The sequence below is a fragment of the Streptomyces sp. NPDC047886 genome (genome assembly GCF_043204435.1).
Lineage (GTDB): Bacteria > Actinomycetota > Actinomycetes > Streptomycetales > Streptomycetaceae > Streptomyces.
In genome coordinates, this window is the sequence record NZ_JBIDCF010000002.1 from 694,942 (window position 1) to 715,214 (window position 20,273).

The following is a 20,273-nucleotide window of genomic DNA, read 5'->3' on the forward strand; positions in this document are numbered from 1 at the left end:
GCTGATTTGACGGTGGCTCACGAGCGTCGACGCCTTGTCCAGTGCGCCCGGTCATCAGTTACCGTTGTCCTGCGCTGCGTGTCCTCCCGGAGGATGTACGCCACGTGGCCTGCGGAGACGTGGGCCCTTTCGGTTCGGTGGTGCGACCTCATGGTGCGCTCCCGGCGGGAGCCAGCCGGCGTCCGCCACCGGTCACAACCGAAGGGGACGCATTCCTATGGCTACCGGCAAGTACACGCGCAAGCACCGCACCTGGGTCCGTGATGTCCTGCTGGGCATCACGGCGGGCCTCGGCACGAACCTGGTGTGGCTGCTGGTGCAGGCCGCGGCGCACCGCCTCGGCTGAGCCGGGCGGACGGGCGGGCCTCCGGGGGCCCGCCCTCACCCTGATCTGGCCCGGGTTAATCTACGGGTTGTCATCGCGGCCCGACGGGCTTCCGCTCTGCGTCGGCAGGGCCACGAGGGACATGCCCCCAGCCGCACGAGTCATCTCGTGCCCCTGGGGAACCTCCGTGCTCCTGCAAATGTCCGCTGCCGAGCTCGATCGTCTCATCGTCGACCAGGCCGGTTCGGCGCGTCTCCCGCTCACCGAGCGACTGGTCGACAGGCACTTCGAGACCAAGGGACGAACGGCCGATCAGGGCGATGTCGCCTCCTGGAACAACAGCATTCCCGTTGTGGTCAGAGCGCTGCTGGACTGCGGTCTCGACGAAGTGGAGGTCCAGGTCGAAGTCGAGCTGCCGCACACCAACTGCGCGGTCGACCTGGTGCTGTGTGGCCGGCATCCCGGCACGGGAACGGACTCGTACCTCGCTGTCGAGCTGAAACAGGTGAGGCACGCCACGGTCGACCCCCGCTGCCCGGTCGCCGTCGATCTCGGGTTCGGCGACGGGAAGAACAAGCTGCACCCGGTCCGGCAGATCCAGCGCTACTGCGAGTACCTGGTGCGCTATCTCCCCCACCTTCGTGAGGGCGACGACCGGCTGATGGGTGTGGCGCTGCTGCACAACGCGCGGGACAGGGACGTGGAAGCGCTGTTCGACCTGCCCGAGACCGACCACGGCTTCCTCTACACGCTCGACGACCTGGACCGGTTCCGGCGAGTCCTCACATCGAGGTTCGCCCCGGCGTCCGGGAAGCGAGCCGCACGCGCGCTGGAGCAGGCCCGTCGCGACCCTCTGCTCAAGGTCACCGACGTGGCGCGGCAGCGATCCGTCACCGGCGGCGGTCTCACCCTCCTCGACGAGCAGTACGTCGCGTTCGACCGGATCACCCGGCACCTTGAGAAGACCGCGCCCCGCACCGGGTTCGACGTCGGGCTGTTCTACGACGCCGAAGCGGACACCGCCCACAGCCCTGCCCCCGACGCGGGCCGCAAACGCGTGTACATCCTGCGAGGCGGCCCTGGCAGCGGGAAGAGCGCCATAGCCCTGGAACTGCAGCGCGCGCTCGGGCTGAAGGGCCGCGAGGCCGTGCTGGCCAGCGGCTCCCACGCGTACACGGAGACTCTCCGCGAGATCATGCTCGGTACGGCACGCCACGGGCAGATGGCCGGCAAGCGCAGCGCGGCCCGCAGGTTGTACCGGTATTTCAACAGCTTCACCGACACCCCGCCGGACGGCATCGACGTCCTGATCTGTGACGAGGCGCACCGTATGCGGCGCAGCTCGACGGACCGGTGGACGCCCAAGGAACTCCGGGACGACGACCGGCCGCAGGCGACCGAGGTGATCAGGGCCGCCAAAGTGCCGATCTTCCTGCTCGACGACCATCAGTCGATCCGCCCGGACGAGGTGGGTACCGCCGACTACCTCAAGAAGCTCGCCGAGGAGAGCGGCTGCCTGGTCGAAGTGACCGATCTGGAGGGAACGTTCCGGGCGGGGGGCAGCAAGCGGTACCAGGGCTGGGTCCAGCGGCTGTTGGGGCTGGATGTGTCCGACCCGGTGGCCTGGCGGCCGGACGGGCGGATGACGCTCACGGTCGCCGACTCCCCCGAGCAGATGGAGAGGTTCATCCGGGAGCGTGCCCTTGAGGGAGCCACGGCGCGCATCACCGCCGGGTTCTGCTGGCCGTGGAGCAACCCGGACGGGACACAGCTCGTCGACGACGTGCACATCGGGGACTGGCGCCGCCCGTGGAATGTGAAACCGCAGCACAGCGTTCCGGACGCTCCGCGGTCGGATCTGTGGTCGACCGATCGCCGCGGTATCGACCAGATCGGCTGTGTCTACACGGCGCAGACCTTCGAGTACGACTGGAACGGCGTCATCATCGGCCCCGACCTGCTGTTCCGAGACGGCAAGTTCACAGTCGAGCGGTCCGGCTCCCGCGATCCCGCCTTCCGCGGCCGGGTCGACGACGCGATCGTCCACCGGTGTGTCCGTAACGCCTACCACGTCCTCCTCACCCGCGGTGTCGTCGGTACGGTCGTCTACGCCGTCGACCCGGCGACCCAGAACGAACTGCGCAGGCTCATCCCAGGCGCCATCGGCTTGCAGCACTACGACGGGGCACAGCCGAAGCTCACGGCTGAAGGAGCACAGCTGCCACCCGCCTACAACAGACGTCGCGGGTAGCCTTGATCGTGTCGTAGCTGCGGCCCGCCGGGCTTCCGCTCCGCCTGGCGGAGTCACCAAGGACATGCCCCCACCCGCATGAGTTCCTTCGTGCTGCCCGGGGGGCATCCTTGCTGTTCCGCGACTCCGCCGCCGCGGTCTCCGCCGAGTGCCTGTCCGGCGCTCTCTTCTTCCGCCTGACCGAGCAGTTCGTTCACGTGCACGGTCACAAGCCCGGCTCGTCCGAGGTCCGCTCGTGGGAACGGAGCATCCCCGTACTCGCGAGCGCGCTCGACGAGGCGGGTCTCGGCCAGGTGGAGATGCTCCTGGAGTACGGCCTGCCGCTGAACAGCAAGCGGGCCGATGCCGTCCTGGCCGGGGTGCACCCCAAGACCGGTCTGCCGTCGTACGTCGTCGTGGAGCTGAAGCAGTGGAGCAGCGCCGAGCCGGACGACGACGATCCGTCACTGTGCCGCGTCGACGCCTACGCCCGTCCGGTGCTGAACCCCGTCGACCAGGTACGTGGCTACTGCGAGTACCTGATCTCCTTCAACGGGGCGCTGGCCGGGCACCCGGAACGCGTCAGCGGCGCCGCCTATCTGCACAACGCCACCGAGTTCGGCGTCAGCGGGCTCTTCGAAGCCGAGCAGGACCAGTACGGTCAGCTCTTCATCGGTGGCAGGCGAGGGGAGTTCATCGATTTCCTCCGTACGAGACTGGGGACTCAGTCCGGCGCTTCGGCCGCGGACGAGCTCGTCAACGGGAAGATCGGCCCGTCCAAGCAGCTCATGGCGGTCGCCGCGCAAGAGGTGCGTGATCGTGAACAGTTCGTCTTGCTGGACGAGCAGAAAATCGCGTACCGCACCGTCTTCAACGCCGTCCGTCGCGCCAAGCAGTCCGACCACAAGGAGGTCGTGGTCGTCACGGGCGGGCCGGGCACCGGCAAGAGCGTCATCGCCCTGTCGCTGCTCGGTGAGCTGTACCGGCAGAACATCACCGCTCTGCACGCGACGGGCTCCAGCTCGTTCACCACGACCATGAGAAAAGTCGCGGGCGCGCGGAAACGTGAGGTGCAGAACCTCTTCAAGTACTTCAACAGCTTCATGACCGCCGAACGCAACAGTCTCGACGTCCTGATCTGCGACGAGGCCCACCGCATACGGGAGACATCGGCCAACCGCTACACGCCGGCATCGAACCGCACCGGCAAGGCCCAGATCGAGGAACTCATCGACGCGGCTCGCGTCCCGGTGTTCCTTCTGGACGAGCACCAGGTCGTCCGGCCCGGTGAGATGGGCACGGTCGCGGAGATCAAGGCGGCCGCTGCGGAGAAGGGGCTTCGCTGTCAGGTGGTGCCGCTGGACAGCCAGTTCCGGTGCGGTGGCAGCGACGCGTACGTGCGGTGGGTGGTGCGGCTGTTGGGGCTCGAGCCGGGTGGTCCTGTGGCATGGGAGCCCGACGACCGGATGCAACTCATGCTCGCGGACAGTCCGCAGGAGATGGAGGCTCTCCTTGCCGACCGCCGCTCACAGGGATACAGCGCGCGCATGTCCGCGGGCTACTGCTGGAAGTGGACGAAGAAGTCGCCGCCCGGGCAGGCACTGCCCGCCGACGTCGTCATCGGGGAGTGGGAACGGCCCTGGAACGTCTTCGGTGACCGGGCCGTCGGGGGTGCGCCTCCGGCCGCCCTGTGGGCAACCGATCCGGCCGGTTTCGGGCAAGTGGGTTGCGTCTACACGGCGCAGGGCTTCGAGTACGACTGGAGCGGCGTCATCATCGGCCCCGACCTGGTGTGGCGCGGCGACAACTGGGTCACCGACCGTACGGCGTCCAAGGACCCCGTCTTCAAGAAGTCGACGCCGGACGCGGATGTGGACCGGCTGATCCGCAACACGTACAAGGTGCTCCTGACGCGGGGAATGATCGGCACGGTGGTGTACTCGACCGACGCCGAGACACGCGAGAAGCTGCGCGAGCTGACCTGTACCCCCGTACCGGGCCAGCGGTTCCGCACGGACGAGCCGGCGGTCGGCAGCGGTTCCGAGCCGCGCGGACGATCTCTGAGTCTCTGACCCGACGGCCGAGGCGGTGCTCGCCGTCGATCCGCCTCGGCCGCCCCGGGCAGGGCACCCGAGCGGCTCTGGCCTGCGAGCCCCCGTGCAACAGCCTGGCCTTGGCCCATACGAGCCACGCAGGTGGCTCATCGCAGAGCCCACCAGGATCCAGCGAGGGGCCGACCCCGGAGGAGTCGGCCGGCATCGTGTCGATCAGGCACCACGTCATGCCGCCACGGCGGCAGGGCGTACCGGAGACGGCCGAAGCGCCTGCTGCCCCACGTCCCTGCACCGGTCCCACGCTTCCGGCACAGGTGCTCGTACGTGTCGACGGTTCCGGTGTCCGAGCCGGCGGCTCACTTCGTGGATCGGGACGCCGCTGGCGAGGGCTGTCGAGGCGAAGAAGCGGCGCAGTGAGTGAGGGGTGTACTTCGGCTTCCCGTCTGGGCCGACCACGCCCGTCACCGTGCACGCCCTCCGCCAGTGGCAGCCGTACGTCGACGCTGTGGGCATCTTCCCCTTGCCCCGCCCGCGCGGCGCGAACAGCGCCTCACGCGGGCGCGTTCGGCCGCGTGCTACGTGGCACCAGCCGGAGCGTGCCGAGAGCCGCTCGCTCCCGACACACCGCTCACACGACGAGCATGGCCGAAGAGACGGGCGATCCCGTCGGCCGGCACTGCTTTCCCCTCACGGACGGCCGTCTCGTGCATCCACCGGCCGAGGCCGGGAAGGCTTGGGCGCTGCCGTGTGGCACGAGAATGGGTGCCATGACGGAGAGACACGAATGGAAGTACGAGGGAACTGAGCTGGCGTGGCTCCGCGACCGGCTCGGCCGCTCGGAAGACGGGCCTGGGCACGTGGTGTCCGAGCTTGTACCGAGCGGCTATGAGGCATACGTACGGGTCTTCCACCGCTTCGAGGCCACGGACGGTTCGGGTCGCAGCCGCACGTGGGAGTCATGGGCCCAGGACTCTGATGTTCCGTTCCACCCGGAGATTTCCCACAAGTGGCTGCGGCATCAGGAGCTCGGCACGGGACAGTCGCTGTGGGTGGCCGATGACGGGGCTCTCGACGAACGCAGCCGACGGGCGCTCGCTCGCCTGCTCGGCATGGTTTCCGGAGAGCAGGCCGTGCACTTCGCCTACGACCTCGCGGCCATGCTCTGGGGCGACGACGACGGACCTCTCGTCCGTCACAGCTCCCTGACCGACCTTGAGAAGGTGAGAGAATCGGTGAGAGACCTGGTGGGAGAGAGCGGCCCGGAATTCTGGTGGCCGCACGACCGCAGCTGGGTGGTCACTACCGACTATGACTTGCTGTCGACCTACGTTGGCTGCTCGGCAGAGATCTCCGAGCTGCTTCTGGCGGACGGCGAACTCGAAACGCTCCCCGTCACGCTTCAGACCCGCGTCGATTGGGGCACCAAGCCACCGCACGGCTCGTAGCCGCACCGGTCAAGATTCCCAGCACACCAAGGGTGTGCCCCTATTCGGTCCGCACCACCAAGGCGAACGACGTACACACGCGCCGGAAGCTCCCGTGCCCTGTCCGACCGGTATGGCTCATGCACTCCACGTCGACGGCAGCACCATCCGCCGACGGCTGCGCCGACCACCCGCACTCGTAGGCCAGGCACTCCGCCTCGAACTTCACGTCCGTGCCCGGGCGCTGAGTAATCCGGTGCCCTACGTAGCGCAGGACAGAGCGGCTCACGGCCTCCTCCGACCGGGTGTCCGGTGCGGGTGGTTGCGGATCTCCACGTCCGCGTCCGTCGCTGCTGACAGGTCGCCCCTGTCGCGCGCCGCCTGGCGCTGCGAAACCAACGCCGCGCACACCCCGCAGCCGGGCGCAGGGTCAGGCGGAGTCCGGGGCAGAGACACATGCACCGGGCCGCTCATCGTCGTTCTCGGATTACTCACGCTTGCCGCCTCCCCGACCGAACGTCCCGAGCGAGCAACCAGTTTCATCGAGCGAGTCGGAGGGGCCTACGTTTATTAGCGTTGTCGGGTAAAGATCACGACCCAGTCGTTCCAGAGTGAACGGCAGTCGTCACCCCACACGGCGTATCCCTCGTACCGTTCGAAGTCCTCCCGGTACACGTTCACGTCCCGGTGGTCCCGAAGTATCAGGGCCCCTGTTCCTGTCTCTACGGTGGCCAGGCGACGGTCATAAACGGTGAACGTGTTAAGGGGGCGCTCTGGAATGTGTCCTCCCAAGGGGATCACGCCCAACCGCACATTCGGGATACGGGACACAGACGCGAGCCGGTCCATCTGCATGGCCATTTCCAAAGGCGGAAGCAATGGCCACCTGACGGCCTGTTCCGTCAACAGGAACGTGAACCGCTTCTCCGGATTGACCAGGACGCTTTGCCGCTCCAGCTTCTTCGCGATGGTCTTGGACTGGTCTCCAGGAACGTCAGCGATGCTCGCGCGCACGTACTCAGGCGTAGCGAGCAGGCTGGTAATCATGGAGAGCAGGAAGTAGCGGAACTCCGTGGAGACCGCCTCAAGCCTGGCTAGTTCGTTCTGTTTCTTGTCCAGCCCCCTGCGGCGCGAACTCCAGTGGTCCTGCCACTCGGTGTTCGCGGAGCCGGCAAGGGCGAGGATCTCGGCAGCCAGCGGCCCCTCTGCACCGAGGGCATCAAGGATCAGCTCTACGTCGACTATGGCGGGGGTGAGCTTCCCGCCCTCAATATTGCTGATCTTTGTCTGGCTCATATTGCAGCGCTTCGCGAGCCGGACTTGAGTCCATCCGGCCTGCTTGCGCTCGTTCTTCAGGACCGCCGCTAGGTCTGACCTAGATTGACCTAGGGCCTCCGGCTCAAAGGTCAAGGCCCTTCACGTACTCCTCAAAGGGAACCGACTCGGATACCGCGACCCTCTGGCACTCGATGAACGGCGCCGTATCACCCTCGTGTACTTCGCGGCCGATCTGCCTGCCGTCCGGGTAGTAGTTCATGAGAACCACTTCGGAATGGCCGAACATCCAGAAGTCCTGCACGCCATCCAACGGGTTGGACCTGTCCGTGACGTCGAGAATACGGATCTGCTAACCGGCCAAGGCATGGGCCTTGTAGTAGTGGTGGAATTCGAAGCGCAGGTATTCCGACAGAGGGCGAGTGACGACGTGAACGCGGCCCTGTGTGCGCCCTTCCGCAACCTGTCGGCGTAGCCGACCGGTGTACTCGTTCGCCACGGTCTCCGGGTCGATACGGACTCCGGAACGGAACGCCGCGAACTCCTCTGCCTCCTGCGGCACGAGGTACTGCGGCAACGTCTCAAGGCGCCACGCCTCCCGTGTGAAGCGCTCGAAACGCACCGCCCACGCTTCACCAGCCAAGAGCACGGAAAGCCTCCCTCAATGTCTCCTCCGGGATCTCCACGAGCCCTTCCCCGTCAGGAGCGGTGAACGCGTGGGACACGTCACCTTGGACGACGAAAGCCGGACGCGGTCCGGTAGATGTTCGGGCAGTCGTCCTTGCCGCACTCGCCGTTCCCCTTGCCGGTCAGCCGGGTCAGTTCCTCACGAGCCATGGCGAACCCCCCTCTCTCGCGCCCCTCGTGGGGCGGCATCACGACCGTACGGAGGGGCGCCATCGCCGTCCATGCGGTCGCGCGAATATTCGCGTTGTCGCATAAAGAGGGGTCGTTCCAGGAGGCCCGAACCAACAGCGGTCAGGGAACGAACGGCTCCGCCAACATCACGACCCGATCGCTCTCGACCTCGAACCCGAGTACGGCATGGCTGCCGTCGCCGCTCTCGGCATCCATCAGCACCGGCTTCCCCAACCGCCGACCGATGGCCCCGAGGAACCCGCAGAACAAGTCCAGTCGCTCCTGCCCCTGGAGTTCCCGCAGGTCGACATCAAAGTCGATCTCGTCCGACGAACAGAAGCGGAAGATCACCAGCACATCGGCATCCAGCCAGACCCTCAACTGCGGGCACTCAGCGTCGGCCGGGCGGGACAGCACTGTCTCCGCCCGGGGCACCGGAAGTACCGACTCTCCTTCGGGGTACTGGTACTTCCATTCGCTCACGTCAACAAGGTCGAGGACAGCCTGCCAGTCCTCGGCCGAAGCCCCAGGAACGAGCACGTCCGGCAGCGCACCCATCAGATCAGGGTCGAAAAACCCTCTGACGTCATCCCACAGCAGGTCAGCAGCCACCTCCCCATCCTGCCCGGCGCCCCTTGCCCATGCCTGCTGGGTTTCCCGTGCCCTCCCCAGGTGCGCCCCGCGTTCTGTCCGGCCTCACACGGCACCCCGGAAACCCCAGCTCAAAGCACGTACAGACCCGCCCCGAGAGTCAGCACCAAGTCAGCACACGGCCAGGACACGTTGAAGCGGAATGTCTGAAGCCTGATCCTGACCTGCGGCGGAGCCCCCTCCAGGGCCCTGACCTGGGATTTCCTGGTTGGCGTGCGTTGGCTCCCGACGGCCGTTTACGGATGTCCTGCGGACTGGCTGCGGACTGGCCGGGCGGGCGGGGGCCGAGAAATCCGTGGCGCACCGGCCAGACCTACAACGAGACTGCGCAGGTGAGCGACCGCTACCCCTGTCCCTGCTGCGGGCACCGTGTGCTCGACGCCATGCCCGGCTCGTACGACGTCTGCCCCGTCTGCTTCTGGGAGGACGACGGGGTCCAGTTCCGATGGCCGACCATGGCAGGCGGGGCGAACAAGGTCTCCCTGATCGAGGCCCAGCGCAACTACCAGGACTTCGGCGCCTGCGACCAGCACGACCGGCGGTACGTCCGCCCTCCGGCCGAGGGCGAGCCGCTCGACCCCGCCTGGCGCCCCATCGACCTGACGCGCGACTCCTTCGAGGACTGGGCGGCCGAGGACCGCGCCCCGTGGCCCGAGGACCTCTCGGTGCTCTGCTGGTGGCTCCCCACTTTCTGGCGCCAGGACCACTCCGCGTCATGACCTCTCACATCGAGACACTCGTCCAGCAGCTCGACGGCAAGGTTGACGAGTCCTACGACGCCCGCGCGGAGCTGATCTGGATCGGCGCCGACGCCATCCCCGCCGTCATCGACGGCCTGCCCTCCCTCGGCGGCTTCGGCCAGCTGACCGCCATCGAGGTCTTCGAGGAGGTGGGCGATCCCCGTTGCGGCCCCGCTCTCATCGGCCTGCTGGACAGCGACAACCCGACCGTCCGCGAATGGGCGGCCATGGCCCTGGCGAGCCTGGAAATCGACGGCGCCATCGGGCCCCTGCGCCGCGCGTATCGCGCCTGCCTGGAACGGGCGACCCCACCGGACTGGACCGAGCCGGGCGGCATCCGCTGGGCCCTGACCGAACTCGGCGCACGCACCCCCGTCGTCCCGCCGCTCACCGCGCGCCTACGACCCACCCCTGCGGACAACGCCCCCGGCTGGCCTTCAGCCCACTTCACCGAGATCATCAACGACCTGGCCGACCACGCCCAGGTGATCCTCTACTCCCAGTTCTGGCGCGTTGACGCCGGCCGCACGTACGGCATCTCCGGCACTGGCCTGGACTGGGAACTCGACTGGACCGCGCCCTGGGAACACCTGGTCGAACAGTCCCGCGCCTGGTCCCTATTGGAAGCCTCCGAAGCTCCCGCCGGCGACAACATCTTCGTCGCCCCCACCTGGATCGACCGTACCGACCTGTACCCGGAGAGGTGAGCGATGCCGTCCCAGCACCCCGAGGAGATCGGCTACGGCTACGTCATCGAGCGCTACGCGGCAAGGAAGGACTCAGGCCACGCGCGCTACCTCGTCCTGAAAAGTGGTCGATTCCTGCGGCCCGAGTGGCCTCACGCCGAACGTTTCGCCCATCACCTCATCGACGACTCGGCCACGATCACCGATGCCGAGCTGGAAGCCCTCCTCGGCTACGAGTGGCGCTCACGCCTCACCGCCGCCTGGCTGATCGGCGTAGGCCGACGCGCCACGTTCCGCGAACGCATCGGCGACCTGCTCCTGGCCAGCGAGTTCTGCTTCTCCGGCAGCGCCTACTGCTTCGCCCTGGCCCGCTTCGGCACCCACGCGGACGCCGAGATCCTCACCGCCTACCTCGACCACTACCTCCCCCGCACCGACCTCCGCTACGACCAGCCCGCCGCCCTCGGCGCCCTCCTCCGCCTCGACGCCCAGCTCGGCACCCACCACGCCGACCGCTTCACCCAGCCCGGCGGCCTCTGGGACCAATGGGTCAACGCCCTGGCCCACCTCCGCGACCACCCCGCATACACCCCCGCCGAGCAGCGCCGCTCGACGGACCTCCAGTGCGACTTCGCCGACGGCTGGTCCCGCCCGTAGCCAGAGCGGGTGAGAGTGAGCAGGGCTTGCCAGCCGACACTCAGACGCCGCCAGCGGGCTTCGATCTCCCAGTGGCGCTGACGAAGCTTGGCGGTCAGGAATCACAGGGCCGAGCTGGACGGGTCCACGCCCGACGGGTAGTCAAGCAGACAAAGCCTCTGGTGAAGCCGGATTACTTGATCGAAAACCCATCTACCAGAAGCTTCGCCTAACTGTCATTCCAGCCCGATGCACTGGAAATCATTCACTCTCAGTCGGCAATCCACCGACGCAGAGAATTAAACACCGAGTCGCTATCCAATTCATGCCCTCGATCAAGGCTCTTTAGCATCGCCGTGGAGTTCGTCAGGCGGTCTGGATAATAGAGCTCGGGCGCCAGGCATGCAGGACAGTCACTTAGCAGGCAGAACGGCGAGAGTGGGATCGTCTCCCCCTGCTGGGTAAGCATGTAGAGGCTATCATCAACCAGAGGGCGAGCGTTCTCAAAACCAATTGGCTCAAAGTCCGGGTGATCACCCATCAAAGCCAACCCTGAGATCTTATACCTGCCCGAATCCGGGAGCCAATACAGCCTATCCATATGCACCCATTTGGCCCGAGCAAGAAACGCGCACCAGGAGAGACTGCTGAGCATCAGCGTTTCGATCTGCTCTAGACTCCTCTCAAATTCGGCGCGTGTCCGCGGCCCAGCCCCATGACGGATCTTGTTTCTCATGCGAAGCAACTCATCTAGATCCGCCATCAATCCCTTCCCTCCCTTCTTTCGCTGGGTTGCTTCTGCTAGCCCTGCCGCCTCATCCCCATTCTCCCTAGCATCCGCACCCACTGCCCGGATTACCCCCACCCAATGACCCAGCGAGACGCCGCCTTTTTCGACCCCTTCGCTCCACTGGGAGATCGCGCACAAATCCTGGCGGCCACGGTCAGCCGCGATCGCGAGGGAAACAATACCCAATGACAAAATTAGCGACTCAACACACTGAATCGCCGCCTCATGCTTTTCGGCCAGCGAAAGGCTGTGCCTGAATTTCCGGACAGCCCGGGCAATTCCATATGGGTACGCCTCTTGAAAGACCCTATACGGCTCGTTTTGCTTGCGCAGATTTTGCGCGATGAGCGAGCTGAGGTCCGCTGCTTCTTCCAACCTGATCCTCCGCTCGCTACTGCTGCCACTGTCAAAGATTCTTGTTCGAGAGAGCTGAAGTTCACGCCGGATTTTTTCCGCCTGCTCCAGCCCCTCGCCTAGCCTAGCAATAGACGCTCGAATTTCATCGACATCCCCATCGCACTTCGGGATTCGAATTTCCGCCAAATCCCTCCACTTGATGCGCGGAATCACGCCATAGCGAGGGAATTGACTCTCCGCCTGCGGGCTGGCCAAGTAGGCCATCAGATACTCCGCTGGGACGGCTTCACGGCTTAGCCTTATTACAAGGAGTCCCTGCCCTGCCTGTACGCCCTCATACTCGGACGGAAGTGCTGTCCAGTACCGATTCCCAGCAAGGTCACGGCCGACAATGTCACCCTCGCGAAGCCTATACTTCGGTTCCCTTTCGACAGTCCGCAAGGGGAGACTGGAGACTGGAGGAAGAGAGGACCCTAGGTGAGAGGGCGGCAGAACCCTGTGCCGCACATCAACTTCAGGGTCCTTCCTCTCTTTGTCAATCTCTGCCGAGATGACCGATCCTGCGAAGATCTGAGAGAAATCCCCTAGCCGCAGCCCCTCTTGCGTCAACTTCCTCGCCTCGTGCACCTGCCTGTAGCGCCCGAGTGAAAGATCGTAGCCCTGCGCTGCAATCTCACTCTTAATAACACAAAAGCTCTGCTCATTTCGTCCGCGCTTTCGCTCGCCATTGCTCCTTTGGGACCAGCGATACAGCAAGTCAGGCAGGTTATTCTTGGCGTGCTCTACTTCATCCAGAGGTTTGGCAGGCGAGTGGCCAAGCTTTTCGCTGGGCAGCAACGGCGTCCTCCTGTCGTCCAGACTCCACCCGTCAGCCGTCACCTCATAAAACCAGACGCTATCTTTCGCCTCACTGCTCGATTTGGTAAAGAAGAGCGCAGCGGCAGAAATCCCAGCATAGGGCTTAAATGCGCCGCTGGGGAATTTCACTACTGCTTCTAGCTTGTGCTCCTCCACCAAGAACCGCCGCAACTCCACGTGAGCCTTGGTGGAACCGAACAACAGCCCCTCGGGAACAATGACCGCAGCGCGGCCTCCCTGCTTCAGCAACCTCGACGTCAGGGCGAGAAATAGGAGCTCCACCTTCTTCGTCTTGGTCAATTCAAGGAGCTCGGGAGCGACCCCATCCTGTTCCAGGCTCCCAGCAAACGGAGGATTGGTCAGCACTAGCGAATAGCTCTCGGAGTCATCTGCCAGTCCATCAGCGAGCACGTCCCGGTAGCGGATCTCCGGGTCTTTGACACCGTGGAAAAACATGTTCATGGAGCCAATGCGCAACATGGTTCGATCGAAGTCGAACCCTTTGAATGCGGCACCATTTTTCGGCCTGTCTTGACGCGAACGATCGACATGTTCGGCAGCGGCTACCAGGAACCCCGCCGTGCCGCAGGCCGGATCACAGATTTCGTCACGCTCGGACGGATTCGTCATCTCAATGAGCAACTGAACGATATGCCGAGGCGTGCGAAATTGTCCGTAACGCCCAACGGTGGCAACCTTGCTAAGCATGTACTCGTAAAGATCCCCTCTAGCGTTTTTTTCGCCTGAAGGGATTTCACAGAGTATGTCGACGACCTTGGCCAGCAGGCTGGGTGTCGGGATAGTCAGCCGCGCGCCCGCCATGAGCTCCGGATAGCCGAACGCGTCCGGTAGATGGCTGCGCAGCCAAGGGAACACCTCATCACGGACAATAGCCAACATATTCTGAGGTGCTTCGGTGATGAAGTGAGACCAGCGCAGCCGCCGATCGGACTCCGCGAAGACGACGTTGCCGATGGCCTGGCCGGTCCTCGCTGCCTCCCGTTCCTGAGCAGACTGCAGTTCATCGAGCTCCCTGATGTACATCAGGTACGTAAGCTGCTCGATGATCTCCAGTGGGTTCGACACGCCCCCAGACCAGAAGGCATCCCACAGTCGGTCGATCTTGCTCTTGAGGTCACCTGAGATCACGTATCGGAGGCTAGCGGGTACCCGTCTTGCTTCGCTCACGGATTCAGTGACTGGCTGCGCCCCGACGCTCCTAAAGCTGGGAGGCTTCAGACGTCTTGGCCACCTAGCTGCTCGGGAGCGTCGTCTCGGCCGAGCCTGCGCACCGTCGGTCGCAGCCAGCGAAGGCAAGAAGTGCGACGCCTGGACGGCTGGCAGGCATCGTGAGATTCACGATGCCTGCCAGCCGTCCAGGGAGACCTCCGATCCGTTGTTCAAGTAGTGACGGAGAGCGCTGGCTGTGGTGTCGACGAACGCGTTGGGTACGGCGCTGGCATCGACCCACCGGACCTGAGAGTGCTTGCGGGGTTCGCGGTTTTCGGGTTCGCCGGTCCATTCGTGGGCGGCGAACACGACCGTGAGGAAGCCGTTGGGGGCTTCGACGCCCCAGGCGCCGTGGATGATGTGGGCGACCTTGAGGGACTCGGGCTTCACCGTGAGACCGGTCTCCTCGTAGAGTTCGCGGACCGCCGTCTCCGTGATGGGCTCGCCCGGTTCGCTCTTGCCGACGGGGAGGTCCCACAGGCCCTGGGCGAACTTGGCGTTCTCACTGCGCTGGAGCAGGACGACGCGGTTGGTGGCCTTGTCGTGGACGATGACCGCGGCGACCAGCAGGGTCATCGATTCGAGCGCCGGCTTGAGGGCCTTCGGCTGGTCGTCGGTCTGCTGGGCCACGGTGTTCCCTTCGTCGGGCGGGTTGTTGGGCATGTTAGGCGAGGGCCTCGCGGGCGCGGCGGGCGAGATCAGCGGCACCGGGCACTCTGCGCCTCTGGTAGACCGCGAGAGTTGAGCGGATCGAGGTGATCGCCTTGCGGGTGCGGTCGGAGGTCATGCCCTCCATGAGGACCAGGGCCTGGGTCCAGGCGGCAACGGCCTCGTCGGCGCGTGCCTGGGCGGCGAGGCTGTCGCCGAGGTCTGCGTGGGTGAGAGCGTGGACGCGCTTGTACTTCTCCGGGTCCCAGCGGGTGAGGGCGTCTCGGTGCTGCTGTTCGGTGCCGATGTGGTCGGCGAGGTCAGTCAGGGTGCGGGCGGTGTGGCTGGCCACGGTGCCCGCGGCGGGGCCGCTCACACGGGAGTAGCTGGGCTGGGGGCCGTCGTCCCGTAGGAGGGCGTCCTCGGCAGCGAGCAGGGCGCGTGCGGCCGACGGGTTCTCGTTCGTGGCTGCGTAGGCGCGGGCGTGGGTGATGTGGAGAAGGGCCTCGGTCTGGCCGTCGACGTGGCCGAGGCCGCGCTTCAGGGCGCCTTCGACGAGGTCGACGCAGTGGCGGGGCTGCTTGAGGCTCAGGGCCTGGTGGGCGAGGGCGCGCATCATCCAGGCTGCGTGGCCGTGGGGGTCGGCTTCACAGGCGAGCTTGTAGCCGACCTGGTAGTAGCGCTGGGCGGCTCCTTCCTCGCCGAGGTCGTGGTGCTTCCACCCTGCGAGGTAGGCGAGTTCGGCGACGGCGCCGAAGGCGGCCCGGCGTAAGCCTTCGCGGGGGAAGCGTCCGCGCAGCATGGGGGCGGCTGTGTCGGCGAGGTACGCGGTGACGGTGGTCAGGCCGTGCCCGCCGCCGAGGCGCTCGTCGGCGGCGCTGAAGGCCGCGGTGATCTGGCGTACGACGTCCACGTCCTCCGCACCGACCAGGGACGTGCCCGTGCGGGCGCGGAGCATGCGGGCGGTGGCTTCGTGGTCGTAACCGAGCGGCATGGCGACGCCGGCGGTGGTAAAGGCCGCGATGGCGAGGAAGCGGCGGCGCTCGACGTCGGCACGGCCCAGGTCGGTGACCGCGAGGACGGGGTCGGATTCCGCCGGCGCATCGTCATCACCGGCCTGGAGGCCAATCTCGGTCTGGGTGATCGTGCGCCCCGCTCGGCGGGACAGCGCCTCGGCCAGGTACTGACCTACCCGGCCCGACGGGGCGCGGGTGCCGTTCACCCAGTGCGAGATTGCCGACTTGTTGGTCTGGAGGATCTCGCCGTTCTCGGCGGCGATACGCCGCACGTCTCGTGCGATGGCCTCGTAGGTGCAGTCGACCACCGTGATGACGTCGCGCAGACGGGAGTTGGGGGCTCTCTGCGCCGCCACGATCGCCTCCACTCCGGAGCTGTAAACCGCGTATACCGCTTCAACTGCCTTCCACCGTACCCACTGAGCGTGACCAACGGTTCACTTATCAGCAGCCGCCCGGAACGGCGCGACCGTGACCCAGGCTCCCCCTTGGTCCGGGCGGCACCCGGAAGTTCCGTACGCCCACACCGGGCTCGGGCATTCCTGTGCCCGAACCTGGCCGATCAGAGACGGAGACACAGTGACCACCATCGACACCACGGCCATCACGGTCGAGCTGCCCGAGGCATTCGACCCGCGCTGGAGCCGCCTGCCCGGCATCCAGGTCGACGGCCGGCGCATCACGATCGACCCGGCCGAGTACTTCTTCCGCTTCGAGTCGAACACCTGGCTCGTCGCCGACTGGGAGCTGGTCAAGGCCCAGCTCCTCGGTGCGGACGAGACGACCGAGAGCGCGGTCGAGCAGCTCGCGCTCGACTTCATCAAGCAGCACAGCGAGTCCACGTCCGACGCGGCCCGTGTCCTGGCCACCGCGTACGAGGTGTACGCCTACCTGTTCCGCGAGGAGCACCTGGCCGGCCTCGGCCTGCCGCAGGTCACCGCCGACCACCTGCGGATGCTCCGCGAGGCGGCCACGCTCATGGCGCTCAACAAGGTCGAGCTCGACGGGCACATCTCCAACGTCGGCCCGTGCTGGTTCTTCCCCGCCGCCACCTCCGTCGTCTTCGACCTGGACGACGACATGGGCGGGATGCTCGACGAGGTCTACCACGGCGGCTGGTTCAACGAGCACCGCCGCATCGAGTCCATCAAGGCCCACGCGGCGCTCGGTGGCCGGCTCGTGCACGGCTGCCAGTCCGTGCCGGACCAGTCCGGCGGCGTGGTCGCGCCCTACGGTGCCTCGATGGCGAACTTCCGCGACGACCTCGCCGCGTTCAAGGCGGGCTGGATCGACGAGGTCTACGCCCACCGCGTGAACCCCGCCGCGTAACCCCACCCGATCAGGCTCCGGGGCGGGCCGGCATCCCACGCCCGCCCCGGACGCCACCACCCCTCCCCGGAGCCCTCACGTGACCACGAACCCCAGCGCCGAACTCCTCGACAACCTGCTCACCGCGACCGGCCAGACCACCACCGCCGTACGGGAGGAGGTACGCGTGTGGTCCATGTCCGGCGTCGAGCGCGTCACCTTCCCCGACGGCACCACGGCCATCTTCAAGTACGCCAAGAAGCCCTTCGACAGCGAGGACCAGGCCCTCCGCCTCGCCCACACCCTCGGCGTACCCGTCCCCCAGGTCCATGCCTCCGCCGTACGGGACGGCTGGCTCGGCATGCTCATGGAGGACCTCGGACCCTCCCTACGTGAGGCCGACGACCTCGACGGCGTCGCCGCGGCCGTGGTCCTGCACAGCACCCGTACGGCTCCACCCTTGCCCGTTCTCGACCAGCAGCGGCTGCGGACGCTGCCCACCCGGGCGCTGGAGCACCTCGAACGGCTGCGCAAAGCCGACCGGTGGCAGGACGCCGACGACGTCGAGGGTGCGCTCGACCGTATCGCCCAGGCCGCCGAGGCTCGCTCGGTCGGAGCGACGCTGGAACCGTTCGGCTGGGTGCACTCCGAATTCCACCCCACCAGCCTCCACATCGGAGAGCACGGCTGGCGGCTGCTCGACTTCGCCCGCGCTTTCACCGGTCCCGGTCTGCTCGACCTCGCCAGCTGGCACGGAACCATCGAGCCCCCGCACCCTGTGCGCCTGCGCGTCTTCCTGGAGCAGTACGTCACCGCCGGCGGCACCCCCGACGCCTTGGCCCCGCGCGGCGGGCTCACCGCCGAGAACTGGGCCCTGGGCTGGCACCGCATGTGGGCCGTCGAGTGGTTCATGGAGCAGTCCATCCGCTGGATCAACGACCCGGCCACCGACCCCGCCTACCTCAAGGCCGTCCGCCGCCACCTCACCGACGTCCTCCACCTCCTGGAGATCTGACGTGCTCGCCCAGGCATCCCCCTGGCACGCCCACGCCCTCCAACGCACGGCCGCCGGACTCGCCGAACCCCTGGCCGTACCCGCCCGGATGGAATGGACCACGAGACCCGGCCAAGGGCCCGGAGCCGACGTCCTCGGTCCCGACCTGCGCGGCAAGCGACTCCTGGAACTCGGCTGCGGCCCCGGCCACAACGCCGCCCACCTCGCCACCCGCCACGCGGCCCACGTCACCGGCATCGACCTGGTCGGCCTCCAGATCCGCCGCGCCCGCTCCCACTACGGACGGCTGAACAACCTCACCTTCCTCGCCGGCCACGCACTGCACTACCTTCACGCCTCCGACGAGCAGTTCGACGCGATCTACTCCGTCTTCGGCGCCGTCGGCCTCGTCGCCCCCGAGCTCCTCCTGCCGGCCATCGCTCAGCGCCTCACGCCCGGCCGGGTGCTCGTCTTCTCCGTCCCTCACCCGCAGCGCGGCGGCCGCAGCCCCTCGGGCGACGACCGGCCCCGCCGCGACCACGTCACCCTCCCCGACCGCACCCGCCTCCCCATCGCCCGCTGGGAGTTCTCCACGGACCGGTGGGAGAAGCACCTCAGCCAGGCGGGCTTCTGGCTCACCTCGGCCCAGGAGTTCCACGACCCCCGCATGGGCCACTGGCCCACCACCCTGCTGATCCGCGCTCGCAAGCTCTGACCGCCGCCCCTCGCCCCGGCCCCTGGAGGACCGATGCGCCCGCCCTACCTGCTCCTCGACATCGACGGCGTCCTCATACCCTTCCCCGACGAGCACGGCTCGACCCCGGCCACCCACGCCCGCCACGACGTCGTCCCCACCGGTCGCAGCGCCGACAACCCCGTTACCGTCTGGCTCCACCCCGACCACGGCCGCCTGCTCATGGACGTGATCCATACCGGCCTGGTCACCCCGGTCTGGTGCACCAGCTGGCGGCAGGACGCCACCACCCTCATCGGCCCCCTCCTGGGCATCCCGGACCTGCCGCACGTCGACCTGCCGCGCCCCCAGATCACCACCAGCCACCCCGACGGCTACCTCTGGAAACGCGACCATGTCGACGCCTGGCTGGGCGACGCCCCCGCCGTCTGGATCGACGACGACTTCACCGACCTCGACCACGCCTGGGCCGCAGAGCGCACCACCCGCGGCGCGGCCACCCTCCTGATCCAGCCTGACCCCCGTACCGGGCTCCAGGCTGAACACCTGGCCGATGCCCGTGCATGGGCCGGGCGGCTGGTCCCGGGCCTGGCAGAGGGGCAGGCCGGGGCAGGGGCTTCGGGGCTGCTCCGTTGTCCAGTTGGGAGGCCGACTCAAGCCGGCGCCGCCTCCGCTCCGTCGGCGCTGTCGTCCTGGAGCACGGTCGGCATTCCCTCCACAAGCACCACCACCTCGGCCACATCCCCGTCTGCGGAGCGCCCCACCCACACTGGGTAGGTACCGTCGCCGGTCGTCGCGAAGGCCACCAGCTCGCCGCCAGAAGCTTTGTCCTGAGTGCGCAGGAGGTACATGGAGTCGGGGATGTCCTCCCCGGCACCCGGTTCCCCCTGGACAAGGTGCCGCTCGAAGAGCTGGTGGAGCGAATCCCAGGCCCCGGCATCGGCGAAGCATCCGGTCGCACCGTCGGTGTCGAAGCCGAAGATCTCGTTCTCCCCGAGCAGCCTGGGGTCGTCATCCGGCCCGAGGCCCATCTCCCACGACGAGGCGGGGGTCTCGCTGATGCGCAGCCGAACCGCCGTGGTGTCCGTACGGGTGACCCAGCCCTGGCTCCACTCACAGTCGTAGCCAACGCGAACCTGCGCTTCTTCGAGTACGTACTCCCCCGGTGGGATGGGGACCGTGATGGCGGGCCCGTCGTCGGACAGGTTGTCCGGTCCGGATATGGCCAGCAGGCCGCTCGGCACGCGCAGGGTTCCGGTCCGGCGCGGCTCCACGACGGTCATCTCGGGGTGGTAGCCGTCGGTCATACGCGTTCCGGGCCGGAACAGCGCGTCGAGCGACCCGGGTTGCGCGGGACGGGGTGGTCGCCAGCAGGTGGCAGGGGCGTGGGGGGCGGGGGGGGGGGCCGGCCCCCCCCCCGCGGCGCCGCCCGCCCCCCCCCCCCCCGGGCCCCCCCCGCCCCCCCCCCCCGCCCCCCCCCCCCCCCCCCCAGCGGGGCC

16 protein-coding genes and 4 pseudogenes are annotated in these 20,273 nt (G+C 67.1%); 11 read left to right on the top strand and 9 right to left on the bottom strand.

Annotated elements, in window-relative coordinates; genetic code table 11:
- Nucleotides 1-217 precede the first annotated feature (217 nt).
- The 3 genes from ACGF5U_RS08800 (at nt 218) to ACGF5U_RS08810 (ending at nt 4,627) form a co-directional block, all read left to right on the top strand.
- Nucleotides 218-346, top strand: a complete 129-nt coding sequence (locus ACGF5U_RS08800) for a DUF6408 family protein (protein WP_392712418.1) — start codon at nt 218-220, stop codon at nt 344-346.
- A 178-nt stretch (nt 347-524) separates the two neighbouring features.
- A complete protein-coding gene (locus tag ACGF5U_RS08805) occupies nt 525-2,576 on the top strand; it encodes a DNA/RNA helicase domain-containing protein (RefSeq protein ID WP_392712415.1) in 2,052 nt (683 codons plus the stop codon).
- 110 nt (nt 2,577-2,686) lie between these two features.
- The gene (locus ACGF5U_RS08810) at nt 2,687-4,627 is read left to right on the top strand and encodes a DNA/RNA helicase domain-containing protein (protein ID WP_392712413.1); all 1,941 of its coding nucleotides are present in this window, start codon (nt 2,687-2,689) and stop codon (nt 4,625-4,627) included.
- A gap of 207 nt (nt 4,628-4,834) precedes the next feature.
- Here the strand turns inward: ACGF5U_RS08810 and ACGF5U_RS08815 are convergent.
- Nucleotides 4,835-5,164: pseudogene (locus ACGF5U_RS08815) on the bottom strand (tyrosine-type recombinase/integrase); the annotation flags it as partial.
- Nucleotides 5,165-5,376: 212 nt separating this feature from the next.
- Between ACGF5U_RS08815 and ACGF5U_RS08820 the strand changes: the two are divergent.
- Nucleotides 5,377-6,054, top strand: coding sequence for a hypothetical protein (locus ACGF5U_RS08820; RefSeq protein ID WP_392712411.1), 678 nt, complete (start codon nt 5,377-5,379; stop codon nt 6,052-6,054).
- 549 nt (nt 6,055-6,603) lie between these two features.
- Here ACGF5U_RS08820 and ACGF5U_RS08825 read toward each other — a convergent pair.
- From ACGF5U_RS08825 to ACGF5U_RS08840, 4 genes and pseudogenes are all read right to left on the bottom strand, one after another.
- Entirely contained in the window at nt 6,604-7,443 is an 840-nt protein-coding gene (locus tag ACGF5U_RS08825) for a Scr1 family TA system antitoxin-like transcriptional regulator (protein WP_392712409.1), read from the bottom strand.
- Nucleotides 7,433-7,957, bottom strand: a pseudogene (locus ACGF5U_RS08830) (DUF6879 family protein). Before ACGF5U_RS08830 ends, ACGF5U_RS08825 begins: the two are co-directional and overlap by 11 nt.
- Nucleotides 7,941-8,145 (bottom strand): annotated as a pseudogene (locus ACGF5U_RS08835) (hypothetical protein). Before ACGF5U_RS08835 ends, ACGF5U_RS08830 begins: the two co-directional pseudogenes overlap by 17 nt.
- A 141-nt stretch (nt 8,146-8,286) precedes the next feature.
- Nucleotides 8,287-8,724 (bottom strand): hypothetical protein, encoded by a 438-nt coding sequence (locus tag ACGF5U_RS08840; RefSeq protein ID WP_392712657.1) that lies wholly within the window; start codon nt 8,722-8,724, stop codon nt 8,287-8,289.
- A 425-nt stretch (nt 8,725-9,149) separates the two neighbouring features.
- Between ACGF5U_RS08840 and ACGF5U_RS08845 the strand changes: the two genes are divergently transcribed.
- The 3 genes from ACGF5U_RS08845 to ACGF5U_RS08855 are packed head-to-tail and all read left to right on the top strand — an operon-like array spanning nt 9,150 to nt 10,900.
- Nucleotides 9,150-9,536, top strand: a complete 387-nt coding sequence (locus ACGF5U_RS08845) for a CPCC family cysteine-rich protein (RefSeq protein WP_392712407.1) — start codon at nt 9,150-9,152, stop codon at nt 9,534-9,536.
- Nucleotides 9,533-10,264 carry a HEAT repeat domain-containing protein gene (locus ACGF5U_RS08850; protein WP_392712405.1) on the top strand — a complete coding sequence of 244 codons (732 nt, stop codon included), beginning with the start codon at nt 9,533-9,535 and terminating at the stop codon, nt 10,262-10,264. Before ACGF5U_RS08845 ends, ACGF5U_RS08850 begins: the two co-directional genes overlap by 4 nt.
- A 3-nt stretch (nt 10,265-10,267) precedes the next feature.
- The gene (locus ACGF5U_RS08855) at nt 10,268-10,900 is read left to right on the top strand and encodes a DUF6000 family protein (RefSeq protein WP_392712403.1); all 633 of its coding nucleotides are present in this window, start codon (nt 10,268-10,270) and stop codon (nt 10,898-10,900) included.
- Nucleotides 10,901-11,150: 250 nt separating this feature from the next.
- Here the strand turns inward: ACGF5U_RS08855 and ACGF5U_RS08860 are convergent, their stop codons facing one another.
- The 3 genes from ACGF5U_RS08860 to ACGF5U_RS08870 all read right to left on the bottom strand — a co-directional run bounded on the left by ACGF5U_RS08860 (nt 11,151) and on the right by ACGF5U_RS08870 (nt 16,134).
- Nucleotides 11,151-14,033 (bottom strand): N-6 DNA methylase, encoded by a 2,883-nt coding sequence (locus tag ACGF5U_RS08860; protein ID WP_392818350.1) that lies wholly within the window; start codon nt 14,031-14,033, stop codon nt 11,151-11,153.
- A 207-nt stretch (nt 14,034-14,240) separates the two neighbouring features.
- Nucleotides 14,241-14,777, bottom strand: coding sequence for an NUDIX domain-containing protein (locus ACGF5U_RS08865; protein WP_392712401.1), 537 nt, complete (start codon nt 14,775-14,777; stop codon nt 14,241-14,243).
- 1 nt (nt 14,778) lies between these two features.
- Entirely contained in the window at nt 14,779-16,134 is a 1,356-nt protein-coding gene (locus tag ACGF5U_RS08870; RefSeq protein ID WP_392712399.1) for a tetratricopeptide repeat protein, read from the bottom strand.
- Between the two features lie 223 nt (nt 16,135-16,357).
- Between ACGF5U_RS08870 and ACGF5U_RS08875 the strand changes: the two genes are divergently transcribed.
- The 4 genes and pseudogenes from ACGF5U_RS08875 to ACGF5U_RS08890 form a co-directional block, all read left to right on the top strand.
- Nucleotides 16,358-17,107 (top strand): hypothetical protein, encoded by a 750-nt coding sequence (locus ACGF5U_RS08875; RefSeq protein ID WP_392712397.1) that lies wholly within the window; start codon nt 16,358-16,360, stop codon nt 17,105-17,107.
- Between the two features lie 79 nt (nt 17,108-17,186).
- Entirely contained in the window at nt 17,187-18,101 is a 915-nt protein-coding gene (locus ACGF5U_RS08880; protein ID WP_392712395.1) for a phosphotransferase family protein, read from the top strand.
- Nucleotide 18,102: 1 nt separating this feature from the next.
- Nucleotides 18,103-18,795, top strand: a complete 693-nt coding sequence (locus ACGF5U_RS08885; RefSeq protein WP_392712393.1) for a class I SAM-dependent methyltransferase — start codon at nt 18,103-18,105, stop codon at nt 18,793-18,795.
- A gap of 33 nt (nt 18,796-18,828) precedes the next feature.
- Nucleotides 18,829-19,353 (top strand): annotated as a pseudogene (locus ACGF5U_RS08890) (HAD domain-containing protein); the annotation flags it as partial.
- Between the two features lie 74 nt (nt 19,354-19,427).
- Here the strand turns inward: ACGF5U_RS08890 and ACGF5U_RS08895 are convergent.
- The gene (locus ACGF5U_RS08895) at nt 19,428-20,057 is read right to left on the bottom strand and encodes a DUF4241 domain-containing protein (RefSeq protein ID WP_392712391.1); all 630 of its coding nucleotides are present in this window, start codon (nt 20,055-20,057) and stop codon (nt 19,428-19,430) included.
- Nucleotides 20,058-20,273: the final 216 nt, after the last annotated feature.

What these genes read in the sequence shown, in the direction of transcription:
- ACGF5U_RS08820 (WP_392712411.1), top strand. Translation starts at nt 5,377, where the DNA reads ATGACGGAGAGACACGAATGGAAGTACGAGGGAACTGAGCTGGCGTGG.
- ACGF5U_RS08855 (WP_392712403.1), top strand. Translation starts at nt 10,268, where the DNA reads ATGCCGTCCCAGCACCCCGAGGAGATCGGCTACGGCTACGTCATCGAG.
- ACGF5U_RS08865 (WP_392712401.1), bottom strand. Translation starts at nt 14,777, where the DNA reads ATGCCCAACAACCCGCCCGACGAAGGGAACACCGTGGCCCAGCAGACC.
- ACGF5U_RS08850 (WP_392712405.1), top strand. Translation starts at nt 9,533, where the DNA reads ATGACCTCTCACATCGAGACACTCGTCCAGCAGCTCGACGGCAAGGTT.
- ACGF5U_RS08805 (WP_392712415.1), top strand. Translation starts at nt 525, where the DNA reads ATGTCCGCTGCCGAGCTCGATCGTCTCATCGTCGACCAGGCCGGTTCG.
- ACGF5U_RS08800 (WP_392712418.1), top strand. Translation starts at nt 218, where the DNA reads ATGGCTACCGGCAAGTACACGCGCAAGCACCGCACCTGGGTCCGTGAT.
- ACGF5U_RS08840 (WP_392712657.1), bottom strand. Translation starts at nt 8,724, where the DNA reads ATGGGTGCGCTGCCGGACGTGCTCGTTCCTGGGGCTTCGGCCGAGGAC.
- ACGF5U_RS08895 (WP_392712391.1), bottom strand. Translation starts at nt 20,057, where the DNA reads ATGACCGTCGTGGAGCCGCGCCGGACCGGAACCCTGCGCGTGCCGAGC.